Annotated in this window: 18 protein-coding genes; 13 read left to right on the plus strand and 5 right to left on the minus strand. The window is 42.4% G+C overall.

Annotated elements, in window-relative coordinates; genetic code table 11:
- Positions 1 to 31: 31 nt before the first annotated feature.
- Positions 32 to 1387, minus strand: a complete 1356-nt coding sequence (gene pmbA, locus BKK52_RS03185; RefSeq protein ID WP_077477864.1) for a metalloprotease PmbA — start codon at positions 1385 to 1387, stop codon at positions 32 to 34.
- A gap of 88 nt (positions 1388 to 1475) precedes the next feature.
- Between pmbA and yjgA the strand changes: the two genes are divergently transcribed.
- The 6 genes from yjgA to rapZ all read left to right on the plus strand — a co-directional run bounded on the left by yjgA (position 1476) and on the right by rapZ (position 5311).
- Positions 1476 to 2012 (plus strand): ribosome biogenesis factor YjgA, encoded by a 537-nt coding sequence (gene yjgA, locus BKK52_RS03190; protein WP_077477866.1) that lies wholly within the window; start codon positions 1476 to 1478, stop codon positions 2010 to 2012.
- Positions 2013 to 2104: 92 nt separating this feature from the next.
- Positions 2105 to 2710, plus strand: coding sequence for an LPS export ABC transporter periplasmic protein LptC (gene lptC, locus BKK52_RS03195; protein WP_077477868.1), 606 nt, complete (start codon positions 2105 to 2107; stop codon positions 2708 to 2710).
- Positions 2691 to 3206, plus strand: coding sequence for a lipopolysaccharide transport periplasmic protein LptA (gene lptA / locus BKK52_RS03200; RefSeq protein ID WP_077477870.1), 516 nt, complete (start codon positions 2691 to 2693; stop codon positions 3204 to 3206). Before lptC ends, lptA begins: the two co-directional genes overlap by 20 nt.
- Before the next feature lie 3 nt (positions 3207 to 3209).
- The gene (gene lptB, locus BKK52_RS03205; RefSeq protein ID WP_077416648.1) at positions 3210 to 3935 is read left to right on the plus strand and encodes an LPS export ABC transporter ATP-binding protein; all 726 of its coding nucleotides are present in this window, start codon (positions 3210 to 3212) and stop codon (positions 3933 to 3935) included.
- A 2-nt stretch (positions 3936 to 3937) separates the two neighbouring features.
- Positions 3938 to 4441 carry a PTS IIA-like nitrogen regulatory protein PtsN gene (ptsN, locus tag BKK52_RS03210; protein WP_077427352.1) on the plus strand — a complete coding sequence of 168 codons (504 nt, stop codon included), beginning with the start codon at positions 3938 to 3940 and terminating at the stop codon, positions 4439 to 4441.
- Positions 4442 to 4456: 15 nt separating this feature from the next.
- The gene (gene rapZ / locus BKK52_RS03215) at positions 4457 to 5311 is read left to right on the plus strand and encodes an RNase adapter RapZ (RefSeq protein WP_077477871.1); all 855 of its coding nucleotides are present in this window, start codon (positions 4457 to 4459) and stop codon (positions 5309 to 5311) included.
- A 168-nt stretch (positions 5312 to 5479) separates the two neighbouring features.
- Here rapZ and BKK52_RS03220 read toward each other — a convergent pair whose 3' ends face one another.
- From BKK52_RS03220 to BKK52_RS03235, 4 genes are all read right to left on the minus strand, one after another.
- Positions 5480 to 6160: a M15 family metallopeptidase gene (locus BKK52_RS03220; RefSeq protein WP_077474302.1), complete on the minus strand. Its 681-nt coding sequence runs from the start codon at positions 6158 to 6160 to the stop codon at positions 5480 to 5482.
- 1 nt (position 6161) lies between these two features.
- Positions 6162 to 7295 carry a succinyl-diaminopimelate desuccinylase gene (gene dapE / locus BKK52_RS03225; protein ID WP_077419830.1) on the minus strand — a complete coding sequence of 378 codons (1134 nt, stop codon included), beginning with the start codon at positions 7293 to 7295 and terminating at the stop codon, positions 6162 to 6164.
- A gap of 75 nt (positions 7296 to 7370) precedes the next feature.
- Positions 7371 to 7775 carry a Z-ring associated ZapG family protein gene (locus BKK52_RS03230; protein WP_077419829.1) on the minus strand — a complete coding sequence of 135 codons (405 nt, stop codon included), beginning with the start codon at positions 7773 to 7775 and terminating at the stop codon, positions 7371 to 7373.
- Between the two features lie 88 nt (positions 7776 to 7863).
- Complete coding sequence (locus tag BKK52_RS03235) at positions 7864 to 8214, minus strand: RidA family protein (protein WP_077419828.1); 351 nt, start codon at positions 8212 to 8214, stop codon at positions 7864 to 7866.
- Positions 8215 to 8324: 110 nt separating this feature from the next.
- Between BKK52_RS03235 and BKK52_RS03240 the strand changes: the two genes are divergently transcribed.
- The 7 genes from BKK52_RS03240 (at position 8325) to BKK52_RS03270 (ending at position 19778) form a co-directional block, all read left to right on the plus strand.
- Positions 8325 to 9041 (plus strand): YwiC-like family protein, encoded by a 717-nt coding sequence (locus BKK52_RS03240; RefSeq protein WP_077419827.1) that lies wholly within the window; start codon positions 8325 to 8327, stop codon positions 9039 to 9041.
- Between the two features lie 24 nt (positions 9042 to 9065).
- Complete coding sequence (locus tag BKK52_RS03245; RefSeq protein ID WP_077419826.1) at positions 9066 to 9725, plus strand: tetratricopeptide repeat protein; 660 nt, start codon at positions 9066 to 9068, stop codon at positions 9723 to 9725.
- A 120-nt stretch (positions 9726 to 9845) separates the two neighbouring features.
- Entirely contained in the window at positions 9846 to 10772 is a 927-nt protein-coding gene (locus BKK52_RS03250) for a LysR family transcriptional regulator (RefSeq protein ID WP_077477873.1), read from the plus strand.
- Between the two features lie 12 nt (positions 10773 to 10784).
- Complete coding sequence (azlC, locus tag BKK52_RS03255; RefSeq protein ID WP_077477875.1) at positions 10785 to 11504, plus strand: azaleucine resistance protein AzlC; 720 nt, start codon at positions 10785 to 10787, stop codon at positions 11502 to 11504.
- On the plus strand, positions 11501 to 11830 hold the full coding sequence (locus tag BKK52_RS03260) for a branched-chain amino acid transporter permease (RefSeq protein ID WP_077477877.1): 330 nt from the start codon (positions 11501 to 11503) through the stop codon (positions 11828 to 11830). Before azlC ends, BKK52_RS03260 begins: the two co-directional genes overlap by 4 nt.
- A 126-nt stretch (positions 11831 to 11956) precedes the next feature.
- Positions 11957 to 12202 carry a YgjV family protein gene (locus BKK52_RS03265; RefSeq protein ID WP_077477878.1) on the plus strand — a complete coding sequence of 82 codons (246 nt, stop codon included), beginning with the start codon at positions 11957 to 11959 and terminating at the stop codon, positions 12200 to 12202.
- A gap of 559 nt (positions 12203 to 12761) precedes the next feature.
- Complete coding sequence (locus BKK52_RS03270) at positions 12762 to 19778, plus strand: YadA-like family protein (RefSeq protein ID WP_077477880.1); 7017 nt, start codon at positions 12762 to 12764, stop codon at positions 19776 to 19778.
- Positions 19779 to 19808 lie beyond the last annotated feature (30 nt).

The following is a 19808-nucleotide window of genomic DNA, read 5'->3' on the forward strand; positions in this document are numbered from 1 at the left end:
GTTGGTTTAACATTGTGGGCTTATTGATGGGTTAATTTCCTGAAACTTTCATTTTTTCCAATAAAATCGAGCCGGTTTGAATGTTAGAACGGGTTTCGATATCATCAGCGACCGCCGCCATATTTTTCAGCATATCGGGGAGTTGCCCAGCAATGGTGATTTCTGCCACGGGATATTGAATTTCTCCGTTTTCTACCCAAAAGCCCGAAGCGCCACGAGAATAATCACCGGTGACAATGTTCACCCCTTGCCCCATCACATCGGTGACTAACAAACCTGTTCCCATTTCCCGTAATAGTGCGGTTAATCCGCCGGTTAAATTCGGTTGAACCAGCCAGTTATGAATCCCCCCAGCATGACCGGTACTTTTCATACCCATTTTTTTGCCGCTGTAATGAGTGAGTAAATAAGTTTGTAACACGCCATTTTGTACGATTTCTAAATCTTGCGTACGCACGCCTTCACTATCAAAAGGGGTTGAGGCTAGGCGGCGGAGAAGATGAGGGCGTTCGCTGAGGTTAAACCAAGGGGGGAGCACTGCTTTGCCTAAATGATCGAGTAAGAAACTCGACTTACGGTATAAACTACTCCCACTAATGGCGGCTGCAAAATGGGAGATAATGCCGGTTGCGACATCGTTTAAGAAAATCACAGGCACTTCTCGGGTGGTTAATTTTTGTGGATTTAAGCGTTTCACGACTTTTTGAGCCGCATTTTCGCCCACCCAAATAGGTGAGTGGAGCTTGTCAAATTCCCGTGAAACCGTGTATTCGTAATCATTTTCCAATGCGTCTTCCACACCGCCTATAACGGAGCAAGATAAGGAATAACGGCTGGATAAATAACTTTGTAACATTCCGTAGGTATTGCCATAAACACGGACACCGCAATGAGAATTAAAACTGGCGCCATTGCTATTGATAATACGTTTATCCGCCTCCAATGCCGCTTTTTCGGTTTGAAAGGCAAGTTCCATGGCTTTTTCAACATCAATCTCTGCCGGGTGATAAAGTTCCAAATCCGGTGCATGAAATGCCATTAATTCTTTTTCCGCCAAACCGGCACAGTCATCCGGTGAGGTATATTTAGCAATTGCCAATGCGGCATCTACGGCATTTTTAATGGCACTTTCACTTAAATCAGAAGTGGAGGCATTGCCTTTTTGTTGCCCTAAATAAACGGAAATACCCAACGCGCCATCATTGGTAAATTCGACATTTTCAATTTCTTGTAAACGGGTTGAAACGGATAAACCGCTCACTTTGGTGACCCCCACTTCTGCACTGGCGCCGGCTTTTTGTGCCATTTCCAAGGCAAAGCTGACGGCTTGGCGTAATTCCTGCTCTTGTGTCTTTAAAAGTGCGGTCTGATTTTCTGTTGTTTTCATTGTCTTTTTTCCGTTAAAAATTTTTCGCATTTTATCTTATTTTCAAAGTTTATGCTAAAATGCGCCCAAATTTTAGAGAAGGGATAACATGGCAAAGCGTAATAAAAAAGAAGTCTTTGACTGGGAAGATGAAGAACAAGAAGAGATCATTTGGGTCAGTAAAAGTGAAATTAAACGTGATGCACAAGAGTTAAAACAACTGGGTGAAAAGCTGGTGAATTTGACGAAAAATAATTTGTCAAAAGTGCCACTTGATGAGGCGTTGCTAGACGCCATTGAGCTTGCACAACGTTTTCAAAAAGAAGCTCGCCGCCGCCAGTTACAATATATCGGTAAATTGCTTCGGGGCATTGATGTTAGCCCTATCCGTGATGCCTTGGATAAAATTGAAAATAAACATCTTCAACAACAAGCCATGCTCCATAAATTAGAAATATTGCGTGATGAATTGGTTGAAAAAGGCGATGTGGCATTGACCGAGTTATTTAATGAATATCCCTCGGTGGATCGTCAGCAGTTGCGCAATTTAATTCGGGCAGCACAGAAAGAGCGTGCGCAAAATAAGCCCTCAAAAGCGTATCGTGAGATTTACCAACTGTTAAAAGATCTCATTTTGTCAGATTAAAATAGTTTGTTTTTTAATCGCCTTTAGGGCTAGAACAAGGCTAAAATTATGGTATTATTCGCCCTCAAATTGACACAGGACAAAACATTTTTATGAATATTCGTTGGAATATTATTCTGGGTGCGGCGGCACTTTGTTTATTGGGCTGGTATTATTCGTTAAATCAAGATAACGGCGATTTACAAAGTTTGTTGAAATCCCCGGATAGCCCTGATTATGTGGGTGAAAAAATGCAAACCACGGTTTTTTCACCGGAAGGCAAAAAGCAGTATTTCGCTTTGTCGGATCACGTTGAGTATTTTAATCAGGACGGTAAAACCAATTTTATTGCACCATTGGTTTATCTTTTTGATGTGGCAGAGCCTCATTCCTCGACAAAAAATGATAAGGCAAAGGTGTTTGAAGCACAAAGTTGGAAGTTAAGTGCGAAAAAAGCCGTGCTGACAAAAGAGGAAATATTATATTTGGAAGGCGATGTTATCGCTGAAAGTTTGGAGCCAACTTCCCGTCTTCAGCGGGTTGAAACTCAATCCGCCCAGGTCGATTTAAAAACACAAGATATCACCTCTGAAAGTTCGGTGAAAATTAACGGACAAAATTTTTATTCCACAGGATTAAAAATGATGGGAAATTTGCGTCAGCAAACGGCCACATTAAAAGAACAGGTAAAAACATACTATGAAATTAATAAACCATAAGCTTTTTCTTCTCACGACATTGGTGTTCACCTCTTTTTCGGCTTCGGCGTTGAAAGATGATACCAATCAACCCATTAATATTGTTTCCGATAATCAATCTTTAGATATGGAAAATAGTGTAGTGACATTTACCGATAATGTGGTGATTACACAGGGTTCAATTCTGATTAAAGCGAACAAAGTGGTGATTACCCGTCCGCCGGAAAATTCAGGTAAAAAAGAAACGGTGGAAGCCTTTGGTATGCCGGTGACCTTTCACCAGTTGTTAGATGATGGGAAACCGGTAGATGGTAAAGCCAATAAAGTCCATTATGATCTGGGGGCGGAATTTTTAACGCTGACAGGCAATGCAGAGTTAAAACAACTTGATAGCAAAATTAATGGCGAACGCATTACTTACGATGTGAAAAAACAACAGTTAAAAGCCAATGGGGGGAAATCACGCGTGAAAACCGTATTAATTCCTGCTCAGTTACAACAAAAAGGTAAAAAATAACCGATGTCTGTTTTACATGCCGAATTTCTCGCAAAAAGTTATAAAAATCGTAAAGTCGTTTCTGAGGTAAGCCTTACGGTTAATTCTAACGAAATTGTGGGGTTACTTGGCCCTAATGGGGCGGGTAAAACCACGACTTTCTATATGGTGGTGGGATTGGTACGACAAGATCAGGGTAAAATCATCATTGATGGTGAGGATATTAGCTTGTTGCCAATGCATAGTCGTGCACAGCGTGGAATTGGCTATCTCCCTCAGGAAGCTTCTATTTTTCGCCGTTTAAGTGTTTATGATAATTTAATGGCGGTGTTGGAAGTTCGCAAGGATCTCAGCCCGGAACAACGCCGGGAAAGAGCGGATGAATTAATTGAAGAATTTAATATCGGGCATATTCGTGATAGCCTTGGACAATCCCTTTCCGGTGGGGAACGTCGCCGTGTAGAAATTGCACGAGCCCTTGCCGCCAATCCTAAGTTTATTTTGCTCGATGAACCTTTTGCCGGGGTTGATCCGATTTCTGTCACGGATATTAAAAAGATCATTACCGATTTACGCAACCGTGGATTAGGCGTGTTGATTACCGATCACAATGTGCGTGAAACCTTAGATGTGTGTGAACGTGCTTATATCGTTGGCGAAGGCAAAATTATTGCCACTGGAACACCGCAAGAAGTGATGAATGATGAACATGTAAAACGTGTTTATTTAGGCGAACAATTTAAGTTATAGCGATGAAATTAACCGAGCTTTTTCGCCCTGAAAATATCCGTCAGGGTGTCTGCTTTTCAAGTAAAAAGCGTTTATTTGAATCCATTGCCCACTTTGTTGTTGAACAATTACATTGCGACAAAGGCGAGCAAGCCTGTTTTGAATGTCTGTTTAATCGTGAAAAATTGGGTAATTCGGGATTAGGCAATGGCGTGGCGATGCCAAAAGCAAAATTACCGGCTGATGCAACGGATAAAGCTTTAGCGGTTTTTATGCAATTGGAAACCCCTATTGATTATGATGCCCAAGATGGCAAGCCGGTGGATTTGGTCTTTGCGGTGCTGGTGCCGGAAAAACAGTGCCAAACCTATATTCCGGTGCTTTCTGCGTTAACGGAAAAACTGGCTGACAAAAATTTTCTCAAACAATTACGTTCGGCAAAAAGTGCGGAGGAAATTTGGCAAATTTTTGAGATTGTGGATCAAATGCCGGAAAGCACAGAGGCTTTGCCTGAGGATAACGCATAGTATTACGAGGTTTTTATGGAAATTATCATTATCAGTGGTCGTTCAGGCGCGGGGAAATCCGTTGCATTGCGTGCATTAGAAGATATGGGCTACTATTGTGTTGATAATCTTCCTTTGGATTTACTCTCTCAACTGACGGAGATCTTGGCGAAAAACCACAGTGCGGTGGCCATTAGTCTTGATATTCGTAATTTACCCGAATCAAGCCATTCCCTCGATCAAATTCTGACAGCCATTCAACAACGCTATACCACAAAAATTATTTTTTTAGAATCCGATCGCAGCACCCTTATTCGACGTTATAGCGATTCTCGTCGATTGCACCCGCTTTCGGTGAAAGATCTTGCCCTTGAAGCTGCCATTGATCAGGAATATCAACAACTTGAGCCTTTGCTTCAACATGCTAATTTCATTATTGATACCACCCATATTTCCACCCACAGCCTTGCGGAAAAATTACGCGAATTCTTAAAAGGAAATGCAGACAAAGAACTGAAAATCGTGGTGGAATCTTTTGGTTTTAAATATGGCATTCCCTTAGATGCCGATTATGTGTTTGATGTGCGTTTTTTGCCAAATCCTCATTGGGATCCACAGCTTCGACCAATGACAGGGCTCGATGAACCGGTTGCCCGTTTTTTAAATAGTCACGATGATGTTAACCATTTTATCTATCGCACACGCAATTACATTGAAACTTGGCTACCGATGTTAGAGCAAAATAATCGCAGTTATTTAACCATCGCCATTGGTTGTACCGGGGGGAAACATCGCTCCGTCTATATTGCCCAACAGCTTGGTGAGTATTTTAAAGCAAAAGGCAAAAAGGTCAAAATTCAGCATAAATCTTTGGAAAAGCATAAAAAATAGAAAAAGTGCGGTGATAAAAACGGACGTTTTAACAGAATGTAGGGGCACATTGCCGGTGTCCAAATTTTAATTTTATTGAAATAATTTAATTTTTATAAAGGACACAGGTTGTGTGTCCTACAACCGAATAAAAAACAATATGCAATGGCGATATGCTAGCCTACCTTGCTAAACGATAAAGCCCTTAAAAATCGCTTCAAAATGTGCGATGAGGGTTTCTTTCCCACCAATTTCTTCTCCTTGCCAAGCCTCTAATAATATCTCGGGTGAGAATTGTTCAGCCGCTTTCTTAGCCAAAGGGATATAACTGATATGCCAAGGCTCCCGCCCGATTTTTTTCTCAGGCGGCATCGCCATAAAGGGGCGTTCAAAATCAAAATGGGGGAGATTTTCACTGAGAAATTCACTCAGCTCAAAGAAATAGCCCCCTTTTTCATATTCCCAAGGCTCTAATTGCAATGTTTGACCTGTGGGAAGGCGATTTGGGTCGAAAATATCAATCTCTGTTCCCCAGTGATGGCGGCTAGCGCCCGGTAGGGCTGACCAGCGCAAAATTGCTTGGCATTTTTGCCAATCGTCTAATCGGGTTAAATCTAACCCATCACCTGTATCATCGTGGACTTTTCGTTCGCCGTTAAATTTACCATTCCAAATAAGTTGTTGGCGGGCAAAATCCCGAAAACTACTTGCCGGTTGTAAATTAAAGCCATTTTTGACCGCACTTTGTTGCAGGCTTTGAAAGGCTTTCTTTGCCTGAGGTTGCAAAAAGTGATGGGCAGAGTGGGGCGTGGGGAGATTAACCAAATGTTCACGGGATTTTCCGGTGAGCATTTGTGATGTTAAACGCATTTCAGCCCTCCAATAGGTTAATTAACATTTGATAATAAACTTGTCCGCATTTGGCAAGATCATTGACGTTTACACATTCGTTGACTTTGTGAATGGTGGTATTAAGCGGCCCAAATTCCACCACTTCCGCCCCCATCAGCGCAATAAAACGTCCGTCTGATGTGCCGCCGCCGGTTTCAAGGCGTGGCGTGATGCCCGTTACTTTTTGAAGGCTATCTACTAAAGCATTCACTAATTTTCCGGGTTGGGTTAAAAAAGGTTTGCCGGAAAGTTGCCAGTCGATACGATATTTCAAGGCGTGTTTTTCTAACATTTCCGCCACTTTTTGTTTGATGATTTCATCGCTCACTTCAGTGCAATAACGTAAATTAAATTGCACATAAAGTTCACCCGGAATGACATTGTTACTCCCTGTTCCCGCATGAATATTTGCGATTTGTAAACTGGTTGGGGGGAAAAATGCATTACCCTTATCCCATTGATAAGTGGTTAATTCCTGTAAAAAGGGCGCGGCTTGATGAATGGGATTTTCTGCCAAATGCGGATAGGCAACATGACCTTGAATTCCTTGAATATAAAGGTTTCCTGTGATGGAACCCCGGCGACCATTTTTTACCACATCGCCTAACATTTCCGTGCTTGAAGGTTCACCCACCATACAGTAAGTGATCTTTTCATTACGCGCCATTAAGGTTTCAACCACCCGCACTGTCCCGTCCTTTGCTGCGGCTTCTTCATCCGAGGTAATCAAAAGAGCGATAGTGCCGGGATGATTTGGGTGGGCTTTCACATAGTCTTCTGCCGCGACAACCATCGCAGCCAGCGAGCCTTTCATATCCGCCGCCCCTCGTCCATAGAGCATATTATCAATGATCGTGGCATCGAAAGGAGGAAATTTCCATTGGCTTTCATCACCTGTCGGCACAACATCCGTATGACCGGCAAAAGCAATCACAGGCTCACCACTACCGTGTTTGGCCCATAGGTTTAGGGTGTCGTTAAAAGGGAGCCATTCAATTTTAAAGCCCAGTTTTTCCAATCGGCTGGCAATGAGTTGTTGGCAACCCTCATCATTTGGGCTAACGGAAGGACGGCGAATCAACGCCTGAGCTAAGGAAACCACGTTTTCTTTCATAAAAATACCTATAAAATGCGTTGTCGGATTGGCACACAGATCAAAGTGCGGTCAAATTTGACCGCACTTTTGGGGTTATTGGGCTTTTTCCTCATGAGGTTTAAATAATCCCGATGAGCCTTCAGAATAATCCCGTGGCGGTTGTTCTTGAGGTTTATCGGTGGCGGTGATTAATTGCTGAGTGAATAAACCTCTTGGGCTTTTTCCTAATAAGGTATCGGAAGATTGGGCATAGTGACGATAGAGTTTTTGATAGTCACCAATGAGGGTTTTAAATAACTCTGCACTTTCGGCAAAGTGTTTTTCCAACTGTTCATTTTGGCTGTCAAGTTGAGCTTTAACACTTTTAAGCTCTGTTTCCGTTTTCAATTGTTGTTTAACGGAAGCTTTGGTTAAACGTAAAATCAAATAGCCGAGTACCACACCAACAATAAGACCAATACCGGCCGCTTGCCACATTTCTGTTGTCCAAGTTTGCATAATCTACTCCTTTTTTTACTGTGTGAGAAAGTTTAAATTGTAAAATAAATGGGAAAAAATAGCTTTGCGATAAATCACAAATTGACGATTAAACCGCCGCCGTGATAACGATTTCCACCTTCCATTGCGGCAGGGCTAATGCGGCTTCAACGGTAGCACGACTTGGCGGATTTTCAACATCGACCCATTCATCCCATGCTTGATTGAATTGTGCATAGTCTTGCATATTTGCAAGAAACACCTGTGCATTGAGGATTTTGTTTTTATGAGAGCCGATTTTCGCCAGTAATGTATCAATCAGGGAAAGCACCTCTTTGGTTTGCTCGTAGGCATTTTTTTCCACTGTGGTTTCAGGCACTTGTCCGGCAAAATAGGCCACGCCGTTGTGAATGGAAACCTCACAAAAACGGTCGCTTGGTTGAATACGTTGAATTTTCATCGCTTTCTCCTCAATAATGATGTTGAGCTATTCTAAAGTGCGGTCGGTTTTTTGTAAATCTGACTTTAGCGGAGTAAAATACCCGACAATTATTCTCAACTAAAATCGCAATGAAATTATTAATTTCCAACCAGCACGGTGCCATTGTTATGGCATTGTTACCCTTTATTTACGGGATGTTATTAGCCCATCCTGTGTGGGCGCATAGTTTTTTATTTCTCGCTTGGTGTGCCCTTTATTTGATGTCTTATCCTTTTTTGAATTTGTTTAAAAACAAAAATAACCCCCTATACCGAAATTGGACGATAATTTATGCCTCTGCCGCATTCATTTTTGCCCTCCCTGCCGTATTTTATAACGGACAAATTTTATATTTTATGTTGGCGATGTTGCCTTTCGTTTGGGTGAATATTTATTACATCAAACAAAAAAATGAACGCCATTTATTCAATGATATTGCAGGTATTATCATCTTTGCCCTTGCCGGTATGGGCGCTTATTATTTTCCTGACCGCACGTTTGATACCAAAATTTGCTGGGTTGCCCTTTATCCCGCTTTGTTTTTCATTGGCACCACACTTTATATCAAATCCATGATGCGGGAGCGAAAAAATCCCCTTTATCTGCGTGTTTCTATTTTGTATCATTCCTTCCTGATTGCCTATTTTGCCTTCACCGGACAATTTTATCTGATGTCGGCATTTGGTGTGGGTTGGGTTAGAGCGATTTATTTGCCAAGAAAGAAACTTTCTGTCAAACAAGTAGGTCTAACGGAGTTCGTTATCACCGCTATTTTCTTTATTTTTCTTTTGCTCGGCACCTTATAGTTTACGTTTAGTAGGATAAATATCATGAAAAAATTATGCTTCATTTTGACCGCACTTTTATCGCTTTCAACCTTTTCTCAGGGGGAAGAAATGAACCCCACAGCAAAATTGACCGACCAACAACGTTTGGATATGGCACAGGATTTTGCCAATAAGCAGGATTGGAAATCGGTTTTTAATATTATGCAGCCTTTGGCTCTTGAGGGAAATGTGTTGGCACAAAGCAATTTGGGCATGCTCTATAACTTAGGGCGTGGCGTGCAAAAAGATCAAGAAAAAGCCTATTGGTGGTTTAGTGAAGCGGCAGAGCGGGGCAGTATTCGTGCCATTAATAATCTGGCGATGATGTATTATCAAGGGGGGTATGTAAAAAAAGATATTCCGCAGGCGATTAAATTATTTGAAACCACCGCAAAATTAAAAGATTTGGACGCCATGATAATGCTTTCTGAAATTTACTTAAAACAAAAAAATGAAGCCAAAGCCTTTGAATGGGTGAAGAAAGCGGTAGATTTGAATAATCCTATCGCCAAATTGCGTTTAGGCATTTTCTATGAAGAAGGTATCGGCACCAAAGCCAATAAATTCCTCGCCTCAATGATGTATCGTGAAGTATTGATCTCAAAGGATATTCCCGATGAGGTGAGAAAAACGGCAGAACAACGCTTATTGCGTCTTCATTAATAAATTCGTGGCGTGAAAAATAAAAGTGCGGTCAAAATTGACCGCACTTTTGCCTTTCATTTTCATGGTTTTGGGGTATCATATCGCTCATTCATTTCCTAGGTTTTATGAATTGTTTTAATGAAAGCCACTTTTCTTGAACTTCGACATCTGAAAACGTTGCTCGCCCTCAAAGAAACGGGTAGTGTTTCATCGGCAGCGAAACGGGTTTATCTCACCCAGTCCGCACTTTCCCATCAAATAAAACTGATTGAAGATCACTTCGGTTTGCCGTTGTTTGAACGCAAAAGCCAACCGTTACGTTTAACCGCTGCAGGGGAACGTTTGATTCGCCTTGCCAATGAGGTGATGCCTAAAGTGATTGATGCAGAGCGAGATTTGCTTCGTGTTAAACACGGTGAGGCAGGGCAGTTGAGAATTGCGGTGGAATGCCACACCTGTTTTGATTGGTTGATGCCGGCAATGGATGCGTTTCGTCAGAATTGGGGCTTGGTAGAATTGGATATTGTTTCCGGTTTTCATACCGATCCTGTCGGTTTGTTGCTTTCTCACCGTGCCGATTGCGTCATTGTGTCGGAAATTGAAGACAACGATGAGGTGATTTTTAAACCGCTCTTTTCCTATGAAATGATGGGAATTTGCTCGAAAGATCATTCGTTGGCGGCAAAAGCGGTGTGGCAGGCGGAAGATTTTGCCGAAGAAACTTGGGTCACTTATCCGGTACCGGACGATATGCTGGATTTACTGCGTAAAGTGTTGAAACCAAAAGGGATTAATCCAACCCGCCGCACTACGGAACTCACTATCGCAATGATTCAATTGGTGGCAAGCCGTCGTGGCATTGCCACTGTGCCTTATTGGGCGGCATTGCCTTACCTTGAAAAAGGCTATGTAGTGGCACGCAAAATTACCCAAGCGGGGCTATACAGCAATTTATACGCAGCCATTCGTAAAGAAGATAAAAAACTCGCCTACGTGGAGGATTTTTATCAAACCGTCAAATCTCAAAGTTTTTCCACCTTACCGGGGTTATCTGTTTTACCGTAAGAGAAGTCGTTAATGGAATTATCTCAACATCCTATTCGTGCGGCAGCGAAAGCAGCATTACCTTATAGCGCGCCCATGATCGCCGGATTTTTATTTCTCGGTGTGGCATACGGCATTTATATGAAAGCCCTTGGTTTTGGCGTGTTATACCCCATGTTGATGGCATTATTAATTTATGCCGGATCGGTAGAGTTTATTGCCGCCGCAGCCCTTGTCGCTCCTTTTTCTCCGCTTAGTGTTTTATTGATTACGCTGATGGTGAGCGGTCGCCAAATTTTCTATGGCATTTCAATGTTAGAAAAATACGGTGCACATCTAGGGAAAAAACGTTGGTATCTAATCAGCAGTTTGGTGGATGAGTCTTTTTCCCTGAATTATATGGCGAAAATCCCACCGCACTTGGACAAAGGCTGGTATATGTTTTTCGTGAGCCTGTATCTGCACATTTATTGGGTTGTGGGGGCAACCTTGGGAAATCTATTTGGCGAAATTTTACCGGTGAATTTAAAAGGCGTGGAATTTGCTATGACCGCACTTTTCCTCGTGATTTTTGCGGAAAACTGGATGAAAGAAAAATCTCACGAAAGCTCATTGCTGGGCTTGGGGCTCACATTGATTTTTTTGTTAATTGTAGGAAAGCAACATTTTCTTATTCCAACGCTTATTAGTATTTGGCTCGTGCTGACTTTACGCCGCCCCAAACTCGAAACCAAATTGGAGGCATTAAAATGACAGTGACGGAACATATCATCACAGTCGGCATTTGCGTGCTTGCGGTACAATTTACCCGCCTTTTGCCTTTTTGGGTTTTTCCGGCAAACCGCCCGATTCCCGAATATATTCGCTATCTTGGAAAAGTTCTACCGGCGGCGATGTTTGGTATGCTGGTGATCTACTGTTATAAAAATATTGATATTTTGAGCGGTTATCGCGGTATACCGGATTTCCTTGCCGGTGCATTGGTTTTGTTGTTGCATTTTGGGAAAAAGAATATGTTTCTCTCTATTGCCGCAGGCACGATTTTTTATATGGCGTTGGTTCAAACGGTTTTTGTTTAAAGGCTTTAAGGGCGGAATAAAAATTTTACAGGGCAATCGGTTGCCTGTCTTTCGCCTCTTTTCCTCTCTCCCTAAATCTTTTATTATGCGGCACGCATTTATTTTTACTCAAAACAGGAGCATAGTATGGAATTGAATTTCATTGAATTATTAGGCTATATCGCCACGTTTTTTGTCGCCGCTTCATTTTTGTTTAAATCAATCGTTCAGTTACGCATAGTGAATAGTATCGGCGCAGCGTTGTTTGTGATTTACGGTGTGATTATCGGAGCCTATCCCGTCGCGGTGCTAAATGGCTTTCTGGTTTGCGTAAACCTTTATCAGCTTTACCGTCTAAACAAAGAACAGCCCGAGTCAAAAACATTGAAGTAATCGCTTTATATTTTTGATACTCAATATTAAAAATAACCCATAAACCCACCGCACTTTTGTGCGGTTTTGTGTATTCGAACCGATAAAAGTAGGGGGATGGATTGAAAATCCACGCACGAAATATGAAAGGTTCGTGTGTGAACCTTGCGGTTCACACACCTTACAACCCTTTTGTCAATTCAATAAAAAGTAGGGACACAGTGCCTGTGTCCGAATTGTAAGTCATTGAAATTATTTTGGATTTTAAAGCGGACACACGCAGTGTGTCCCTACCTTTTACAAACAAAAGTGCGGTTAATTTTTTTGTTGTTTTTATGGTTTAAAGGGGCAAAATTGCCTGCCTGCCTGCCTGCCTGCCCTAAAAGCCTAATGTAAAGTATGTGTAAATTTTTTGATTTACATCAAATTTGTCGATAGAATCCGTGCCGATAAAATTAGGCACGGGTTTATAATGTAGTGTTGTAATAGGAATGTTTGCAAAGGTTAAGGATAACAAACACTATTTTCCGTGCAGTTTTTTGGAGTGTTTTTTTGATTATACTATTGGGGAGCAAATGACATGAACAAAGTTTTCAAAATTATTTGGAATCAAGCGACACAAAGTTTTGTGGTTGTGTCAGAATTAACAAAACGTAGAGGTAAACAATCCTCTTCTACGGATAAACGTCTCGCACCAAGCAAACTTCTCGTGGCAATGGGAATGGCGGGTGCGTTATTAACGGCGGAATCCGCCTTTGCAGCAACGGCAGATCGGTTGGTCGTCAAAGGTGCCAATACTCCGGTAAAAAATGTAAATAATCAAGATGCAAATGTCCTCATTGATACTGATTACGGTGGAAATATTGCTCTTGGTTTGAATGCTAAAGCAACTGCAGATCAAGATTCAATTGCAATAGGTAATAATACAGTTGCTACTGTCCGAAATGCGGTCGTTATTGGTGCAAATGCACAGGGGATTCGTGCAACTGAGAAAAATGTACAAAATCGTCATATTGTAGTAATTGGTACTGACGCGATTGTGCGAAACACAGATAGCCAGCAATCTCGTGGAGCAACTATTATCGGTGGTAATTCTTTAGCCGGTTTGTTAACAAGTTCTAATGGTACTTCCACTATTTCTACAGCAAATAACCTCAGAGATGCTGACTATGCGACGGCAACGGGCGATTTAACCGTAGATCGTTTGATGTATCGTGCAGGTATGTTTGATGCCGCTGGAAACACATTCCAGAATCAGCTGGATGAGAAAGGAAACGTTATCAATTACTACCAATCAAACGAAGCCACCGCTATTGGTTTTGACTCCAGAGCAATCGGCGACCAAGCCATTGCTATTGGTGCGCAGGTTATTGCGGGTCATAGTTCCGTTGCCATTGGTGGTAACGATATGACGACCGTTAATACACAAAATAATAGAGAAATTTATAAAAGTATTGTTGGTGACGATTTAGCACCAAATACATTAAAAACCAATGAGATTGATTACGACGGAAAATCGAAAAAGGACTTCTATGAAACCACCTATGCCAAAAGCGGTTCTGTGGTAATCGGTCAAAAAGCCCATTCCAATTCTTTATTTGGGACAGCATTAGGTACATCCTCATTCGTTGAAGATGGTGCAGAACTCGGAACCGCTATCGGTACGGGTGCCAGAGTGGGCAAGCAAAGCCCTACTGATATTAACAGTGCTACATTCAGCTCAACTTCATTAAAATCAACCAAAGGTGGGGTGGCGATTGCTGCCGGTGCGGTGGCGGAAGGTGATTTTACCACCGCTGTGGGTACGGGTGCACAAGCCTTAGAAATGAATGCAACCGCTGTGGGTTATAAAGCCTTTGCTAACCAAACAAATGCTTTAGCGTTTGGTGCTAATGCAAAATCTCAAGCAGTAGATGCGGTTGCCATGGGTAGCAATGCAGAGGTTACTTCAACGGGTAATTCTTCCATTGCTTTCGGTACAGGTACAACTGTATCCGGTGAAAAATCCGTCGCATTGGGTTCAAATATCACCTCTTTAAGCACTGAGGGTTCTGTGGTGTTAGGGGATTCTTCAACAGAAGTTGTGGGTTCAACAGGTGCTTCACACGAAGTTGGCGCAGTAGAAAGTGCAACCGTGAGAACCTCTGAGGGTGGTACCTTTACTTATAGCGGTTTTGCAGGTCAGCCGAAAGATGCAGGGAAATATGTCTCTATCGGTCGTGTTAAGGCTGAACGTCAATTAAAAAATGTGGCGGCAGGTCATATTGATGCTAATTCCACAGATGGGATCAACGGTTCGCAACTTTACGCAGTGATGACACAAGCGGCAAATCCATTAACATTTACCGCAAATACCAACAAGGCATCACGCGAAGTATTTAATGCCACAACGAATGCAACCGAGACAGTGAGTAATGTTGGTTTGGATCGTCAATTAGGTCAAACACTGAATATTATTGGTGCGGCAAGAAAGGTTGACGGTATCACCCGCAATGCCGATACCGCTGTTACTGGCAAGTATTCTGCGAAAAATATTCAAACTATCGTTGATGATAACGGTGTTCAAATCCAAATGGCGGAAAACCCTGAGTTTACCAGTGCGAAAATTGGTGGCACACCAAAAACAGTAAATGGCACAACGACTATTGAAAATCCAATCACGATTGGTACAACGCCTGATGGTAAAAATGTGATTGGCGGTTTAAATACCACTTTACCGGACAATAATACCAGCAATGCATTGACCAAACCGACAAACATCACCACTACAAATGCGGCGACATTAGGCGATGTGCTGAATGCCGGTTGGAATTTAAAAAATAATAATAGTACGGTTGATTTTGTTAAACCTTATGACACGGTAAACTTTGTGAACGGTCAAGGCACCATTGCGAAAGCAGAAACTGCCGATAACGTCACCACCAATGTGACATTTGATGTAGATTTGGGAACATTTACAACTGTTCCAACTGAAGGTGACGATAAAGGTAAAGCGATTGCCGGCAACACAACGACCTATACTGATGCGAACGGTAATCCGGTGACGAAAAATACAGACGGTACTTATACCGATGTAGATGGGAACCCTATCGCTGAAGGTGATGTGACAACAAATGTAGAAAATCACGATAACAAAATAGCCACGATTGGCGATATTGCCAATACCATTAACAATGTATTCCATACGGTAAATACCACCAAAACAAACGAACAAATCACTTCTGCGGAAGATAACACTGGCGTAGCGGTGAAAGCGGGCGATACGCTTAACTTTGTGGCAGCGAAAAATCTCGAAATCAAGCAAGATAATCACACTATTACTTATGGTTTATCAAATGATATTGAGGTGAATAGTGCAACCGTTGGTAAAGCGGGCAAAGTGGATGAAAACGGTAATCCAGTTGTGCAGTCCTCAAACGGTAACTACTACCCAGAGGGTACGCAGTTGGACGAAAACGGAGATCCGGTCGATCCGAGCGTTCAACCGATTGACCCGACTAAGGTGAAAAATGCTACGGCTGTGGAATTAACAGCGGATAAAGGTGTTTCCACTAAGGACACAACATTAGAACCTCGTGATCCTAATGATCCTAACAGCAATGTAACCGTGAATAATCCGCCAACAGCATTAAGCGTGAAAGATGCCAATGGCGAAAACAGCCAAATCAATGGTATTGCTTCGGCATTGGGAACAAAAGAGGTTGCAACGAAAAATCCTGAAAATGCAACTACCCCAACCGGCAAAGATACTTTAGTGGATTTAACTCCGCCAACTGACCCGGCAGATAAAGCCAAATGGGAATCCAGTGCGGTCACTGTGGGTGATATTGCCAAAATGGGTTGGATTGTTTCTGCTGAAGGTAACAATTACACCGATACCGTGAAAAACGCTAATGAAGTGAAATTCAAAGGTAAAAACGGTATATCTGTTACAGGTGAAACCAAAGACGGTGTACGTGAAATTACTGTTGCCATTGAAGAGGGTGAAGTCGTTAAACCTAACGAAGGCACTTACAATGGAAAAGATGTTATCGTTGCCGGTGATGGTAAAGTCTATAACAAAGGCGATATTGATCCGACAACCGGTAAACCGTTTGCAGGTAAAGACCCGATTAAAGACCCGACTGATCCAACTAAAGATTTAACACCGGATCAAGTTGTAAATAATGGTAAAAACTTTGTAACCGGTAATAAAGTTGCTCAAGCTATCCAAGAATCCGGTTTCTGGGTGGGTAAAGAAAAAGATACATCTGACATTACATTTAATAATGCGGATGAAAAAGTCAATCCAAACGATGAACTTCGTTTCGCAGACGGTAAAGGCACGATTGTCAGCACAGGTACAGTGAAACGCATCGATCCGAACGGTGAAGTGGAAACTAAAACTGTTGTGAAAGTGGATGTGGATACCGCTAAAGTGGAAGCAGATACCGATGGTTCTATCAAAGATCCATTGGCAGATGCAAAAAATGCGGTGAAACAAGCGGAAGAGGCTTTAGCTGCAAATCCAACTGATCCGGATTTACAACAAGCATTAGAAGATGCGAAAGCGGAAGAAGTGAAAGCCGGCAACAAACTTGCTACGGCAGGTGATGTAGCAAATGCGATCAATAATTCCGGTTGGAGAACCAACTCAACAACCGCAACCGGCGATGCCTCTGAAACCTTGATTAATCCGGGTGAAGCCGTGAACTTTGAAGCCGGCAAAAATATGCAGGTTACACAAAGTATTGAAAAAGATGAGGTAACCGGAAAAGAAACGGTGAGCTACACTTACTCAACAAAAGATGATGTCGAGTTTAACAGTGCGAAAATTGGTATGCCGAATAAAGTTGATTCTAACGGAGATCCGGTTGTGCAAGCTAAAAACGGTAACTACTACCCAGCCGGTACAGAAATGGATCCAGCAACAGGCAACCCTGTTGATTCCTCTGTAAATCCAATTAATCCAAGTGACGTGAAAGATCGCTTTACACCTGTGGAATTAACCGCAGATAAGGGGATTTCTACTAAGGAGATTACATTAGTTCCTGAAGATGAGAATGATCCTAACAGCAAACTTGTTGAAAAAGTTGAAGTTAAAGATCCAACAGCCCTAAGCGTGAAAGATGCGGAGGGTAATAACAGCCAAATCAATGGTATTGCTTCGGCATTGGATAAAAAAGTCGTTAACACAAACCCTGCTAATGACACACCGATAGACAAAGATGTCTTAGTGGATTTAACCCCACCAAGCGATTCGGCAGAGAGAGCCAAATGGGAATCCAGTGCGGTTACTGTGGGTGATATTGCCAATATGGGTTGGATTGTTTCCGCCGAAGGTAATAAGTACACCGATACCGTGAAAAATTCCAATGAGGTGAAATTTATTGGTGATAACGGTATTTCGGTTAAAGGTGCAACCAATGCAACAACAGGTGTACGTGAAATTACCATAGCAATGGAACAAGGCGAGGTGATTAAACCTAACGAAGGCACTTACGGTGATGATAATAAGCCTGTTGTGATTGTTGATGGTAAAGTTTATAACAAAGCCGACATCGATCCGACAACCGGTAAACCGTTTGCAGGTAAAGACCCGATTAAAGACCCGACTGATCCAACTAAAGATTTAAGACCGGATCAAGTTGTAAATAATGGTAAAAACTTTGTAACCGGTAATAAGGTTGCTCAAGCTATCCAAGAATCCGGTTTCACTGTGGGTAAAGAAACTACTGTAATAGCCGATGATCTATTTGCTAATGCGGATGAAAAAATCAATCCAAACGATGAACTTCGTTTTGCAGATGGTAAAGGTACGATTGTCAGCACCGCTACAGTGAAACAAACTGATCCTAAGGGTGAAGTGACAACCAAAACCGTGGTGAAAGTGGATGTGGATACAGGAGCATCAACAGTTCAGAATGATGGTAAGGCTTCCACTATCACTTATGAAGATACTGACGGTAAGCCAGTAACTAAAAATGAGGATGGAACTTACACCAAACAGGATGGCTCACCTATTGATGTAGCTGATGTAACGACTGTGGATAACACTAATAAAGTCGCAACGGTTGGGGATATTGTGGATACCATTAATAATGTCTCCCATACGGTCAATACCACCAAAACAAACGAGCAAATCACTTCTGCACCGGATAGCAAGGGCGTTAAGGTGAAAGCCGGTGATACGTTGAATTTTGCGGCAGCGAAAAACCTCGAAATCAAACAAGAGGGTCATAACATTACTTATGGCTTATCAAAAGATATTGAGGTGGGTAGTGTCAGAATCGGTGAAGCCGGGAAAATGGATTCACAGGGTAACCCGGTTGTTCAAGTCGATGGCAAGTACTACAAGCCTGATGACATTGATCCGAATACAGGTAAGCCTAAAGACGGTGCAGTACCAACCCCTGACGATAAAGTTGTAGAGCGTTCCGTGGTGATGAAACCAACCACAACGACTGTTGCTGATGGTAACATCGCTCCGGCGATTGATGTAAACGGTGGAACTTTCACCGGTATGGCATCAAATTTACCAAATGCGACAAGTACAGGAAGTCAACCGACAACAGAAGCACCAATTACCGCAGAGCAAGCGGCTGATTTAGCGAATAAATCCGGTAGCAATGCGGCAACTTTAGGTGATGTATTAAATGCCGGTTGGAACCTGAAAGAAAACGGTACCAAAAAAGACTTTGTCAAACCTTATGATACTGTGAACTTTGTCAATGGTAATGGAACGACAGCGAATGTCACCGTAACTAATGGTACGATGAGTGACGTGACTTATCATGTTAATGTTGATGATAAGACAACGGAAATCACTTATACCAATACTGCAGGTGATACACTTTACAAACAAGCTGACGGTACTTATAACACGCAACGTGATGGTTCAGGTACAAAAGTTGATGCGGGTGATGTAACCGGTAGCCAAGTATCGGCAAAAACCTCTCCATTAACAAATAATGTAGATGGTTCGGTAAATACACCGGCAGAACCGACCGCACTTGCCACCGCAGGCGATGTGGCGAATGCCATCAATAATTCGGGCTTTACCTTGACAACCAGTGCTTCTCAAGGCGTGGTTTCAGGCACAAGTAACCATAAAGTGAACCCGGGTAAAACGGTCACCATTGATGCAGGTAAAAATATCCAAATCACTCAAAATAATGGTGTGATTTCCGTGGCAACCAAAAACGATGTTGAATTTAACAGCGTGAAAGTCGGTCCGGTAAGTATCAATAGCAATACCGGTATTGATGCAGGCGGTACGAAAATTACCAATGTTGCACCGGGTACAGCACCAACCGATGCGGTGAATGTTAGCCAGTTGGAAAAAGCCAAAGGCGATATTTACAACAAAATTAACCGTGATAATAAAGACTTGCGTGCAGGTCTTGCCGGTGCCCGTGCAGCAGCAGGTTTACCACAGGTTTACCTACCGGGTAAATCTATGGTTGCTGTCGCAGCCGGTGCTTACCAAGGCGAATCTGCGGTGGCAGTGGGTTACTCCCGTGCCTCAGACAACGGTAAACTCATCTTGAAACTCCAAGGTGATACCAACAGCCGCGGTAAAGTGGGGGGGTCCGTAGGTGTGGGTTACCAATGGTAATTTGGTTCCAAACCTAACCATCATTAACAA

Source organism: Rodentibacter trehalosifermentans, assembly GCF_002000545.1.
Lineage (GTDB): Bacteria > Pseudomonadota > Gammaproteobacteria > Enterobacterales > Pasteurellaceae > Rodentibacter > Rodentibacter trehalosifermentans.